General features: G+C 52.0%; 2 tRNA genes and 2 rRNA genes. All 4 read left to right on the forward strand.

The features are described from left to right. The first annotated feature begins 58 nt into the window (after positions 1-58). The 4 genes from ACFVZH_RS40045 (at position 59) to ACFVZH_RS40060 (ending at position 3,445) form a co-directional block, all read left to right on the forward strand. Positions 59-2,988 (forward strand): 23S ribosomal RNA (locus ACFVZH_RS40045). 135 nt (positions 2,989-3,123) lie between these two features. After that, positions 3,124-3,239: ribosomal RNA gene (rrf, locus tag ACFVZH_RS40050) — 5S ribosomal RNA — on the forward strand. A 22-nt stretch (positions 3,240-3,261) separates the two neighbouring features. Next, positions 3,262-3,337 (forward strand) — tRNA-Val (locus tag ACFVZH_RS40055). A gap of 32 nt (positions 3,338-3,369) precedes the next feature. Then, positions 3,370-3,445 (forward strand) — tRNA-Thr (locus tag ACFVZH_RS40060). Positions 3,446-3,510: the final 65 nt, after the last annotated feature.

Consider the following 3,510-nt stretch of genomic DNA (forward strand, 5'->3'; position numbering starts at 1 on the left):
ACAGTAGACATCACATTCAATTAGTAATACAAGATATCACGTAGTGATTCTTTTTAACGGTTAAGTTAGAAAGGGCGCACGGTGGATGCCTTGGCACTAGGAGCCGATGAAGGACGGGACTAACACCGATATGCTTCGGGGAGCTGTAAGTAAGCTTTGATCCGGAGATTTCCGAATGGGGAAACCCACTACGTTTAATCGCGTAGTATCTTGACGTGAATACATAGCGTCTTGAAGGCAGACCCAGGGAACTGAAACATCTAAGTACCTGGAGGAAGAGAAAGCAAATGCGATTTCCTGAGTAGCGGCGAGCGAAACGGAACATAGCCCAAACCAAGAGGCTTGCCTCTTGGGGTTGTAGGACACTCTATACGGAGTTACAAAGGAACGAGGTAGATGAAGAGGTCTGGAAAGGCCCGCCATAGGAGGTAACAGCCCTGTAGTCAAAACTTCGTTCTCTCCTGAGTGGATCCTGAGTACGGCGGAACACGTGAAATTCCGTCGGAATCCGGGAGGACCATCTCCCAAGGCTAAATACTCCCTAGTGACCGATAGTGAACCAGTACCGTGAGGGAAAGGTGAAAAGCACCCCGGAAGGGGAGTGAAAGAGATCCTGAAACCGTGTGCCTACAAGTAGTCAGAGCCCGTTAACGGGTGATGGCGTGCCTTTTGTAGAATGAACCGGCGAGTTACGATCCCGTGCAAGGTTAAGCAGAAGATGCGGAGCCGCAGCGAAAGCGAGTCTGAATAGGGCGAATTGAGTACGTGGTCGTAGACCCGAAACCAGGTGATCTACCCATGTCCAGGGTGAAGTTCAGGTAACACTGAATGGAGGCCCGAACCCACGCACGTTGAAAAGTGCGGGGATGAGGTGTGGGTAGGGGTGAAATGCCAATCGAACCTGGAGATAGCTGGTTCTCTCCGAAATAGCTTTAGGGCTAGCCTCAAGGTAAGAGTCTTGGAGGTAGAGCACTGATTGGACTAGGGGCCCCTATCGGATTACCGAATTCAGTCAAACTCCGAATGCCAATGACTTATCCTTGGGAGTCAGACTGCGAGTGATAAGATCCGTAGTCAAAAGGGAAACAGCCCAGACCGCCAGCTAAGGTCCCAAAGTGTGTATTAAGTGGAAAAGGATGTGGAGTTGCTTAGACAACTAGGATGTTGGCTTAGAAGCAGCCACCATTTAAAGAGTGCGTAATAGCTCACTGGTCGAGTGACTCTGCGCCGAAAATGTACCGGGGCTAAACGTATCACCGAAGCTGCGGACTGTTCTTCGAACAGTGGTAGGAGAGCGTTCTAAGGGCTGTGAAGCCAGACCGGAAGGACTGGTGGAGCGCTTAGAAGTGAGAATGCCGGTATGAGTAGCGAAAGAGGGGTGAGAATCCCCTCCACCGAATGCCTAAGGTTTCCTGAGGAAGGCTCGTCCGCTCAGGGTTAGTCGGGACCTAAGCCGAGGCCGAAAGGCGTAGGCGATGGACAACAGGTTGATATTCCTGTACCACCTCCTCACCATTTGAGCAATGGGGGGACGCAGGAGGATAGGGTAAGCGCGCTGTTGGATATCCGCGTCCAAGCAGTTAGGCTGGGAAATAGGCAAATCCGTTTCCCGTAAAGGCTGAGCTGTGATGGCGAGCGAAATTTAGTAGCGAAGTTCCTGATTCCACACTGCCAAGAAAAGCCTCTAGCGAGGTGAGAGGTGCCCGTACCGCAAACCGACACAGGTAGGCGAGGAGAGAATCCTAAGGTGATCGAGAGAACTCTCGTTAAGGAACTCGGCAAAATGACCCCGTAACTTCGGGAGAAGGGGTGCTCTGTTAGGGTGCAAGCCCGAGAGAGCCGCAGTGAATAGGCCCAGGCGACTGTTTAGCAAAAACACAGGTCTCTGCGAAGCCGTAAGGCGAAGTATAGGGGCTGACGCCTGCCCGGTGCTGGAAGGTTAAGAGGAGCGCTTAGCGTAAGCGAAGGTGCGAATTGAAGCCCCAGTAAACGGCGGCCGTAACTATAACGGTCCTAAGGTAGCGAAATTCCTTGTCGGGTAAGTTCCGACCCGCACGAAAGGCGCAACGATCTGGGCACTGTCTCAACGAGAGACTCGGTGAAATTATAGTACCTGTGAAGATGCAGGTTACCCGCGACAGGACGGAAAGACCCCGTGGAGCTTTACTGCAGCTTGATATTGAATTTTGGTACAGCTTGTACAGGATAGGTAGGAGCCTGAGAAGCCGGAGCGCTAGCTTCGGTGGAGGCGTCGGTGGGATACTACCCTGGCTGTATTGACCTTCTAACCCGCCGCCCTTATCGGGCGGGGAGACAGTGTCAGGTGGGCAGTTTGACTGGGGCGGTCGCCTCCTAAAAGGTAACGGAGGCGCCCAAAGGTTCCCTCAGAATGGTTGGAAATCATTCGTAGAGTGTAAAGGCACAAGGGAGCTTGACTGCGAGACCTACAAGTCGAGCAGGGACGAAAGTCGGGCTTAGTGATCCGGTGGTTCCGCATGGAAGGGCCATCGCTCAACGGATAAAAGCTACCCCGGGGATAACAGGCTTATCTCCCCCAAGAGTCCACATCGACGGGGAGGTTTGGCACCTCGATGTCGGCTCATCGCATCCTGGGGCTGTAGTCGGTCCCAAGGGTTGGGCTGTTCGCCCATTAAAGCGGTACGCGAGCTGGGTTCAGAACGTCGTGAGACAGTTCGGTCCCTATCCGTCGCGGGCGCAGGAAATTTGAGAGGAGCTGTCCTTAGTACGAGAGGACCGGGATGGACGCACCGCTGGTGTACCAGTTGTTCTGCCAAGGGCATCGCTGGGTAGCTATGTGCGGAAGGGATAAGTGCTGAAAGCATCTAAGCATGAAGCCCCCCTCAAGATGAGATTTCCCATAGCGTAAGCTAGTAAGATCCCTGAAAGATGATCAGGTTGATAGGTCTGAGGTGGAAGTGTGGCGACACATGGAGCTGACAGATACTAATCGATCGAGGACTTAACCATATTTTTGAATGATGTCACACCTGTTATCTAGTTTTGAGAGAACACCTCTCTAAGAGCGGAAAAGGTAAGGAAACTCCGCTAAGGGCTCTCACATCCTGTGAGAAACGCCCAGTACCTTCATCCTGAAGGCATTTGTTTGGTGGCGATAGCGAAGAGGTCACACCCGTTCCCATACCGAACACGGAAGTTAAGCTCTTCAGCGCCGATGGTAGTCGGGGGTTTCCCCCTGTGAGAGTAGGACGCCGCCAAGCAATTGCACGTTAGTGCAAGTATGGAGGATTAGCTCAGCTGGGAGAGCATCTGCCTTACAAGCAGAGGGTCGGCGGTTCGAGCCCGTCATCCTCCACCATTTTTCATTATACATATCGGTTTTACATATATGCCGGTGTAGCTCAATTGGTAGAGCAACTGACTTGTAATCAGTAGGTTGGGGGTTCAAGTCCTCTTGCCGGCACCATGATTTTATTATATAATATAAAAGATGCTGAAAAAATACAGATAGCTTTCGAAAAGTCTTCAGAT

The organism is Streptomyces sp. NPDC059534 (assembly GCF_042743475.1).
GTDB lineage: Bacteria > Actinomycetota > Actinomycetes > Streptomycetales > Streptomycetaceae > Streptomyces.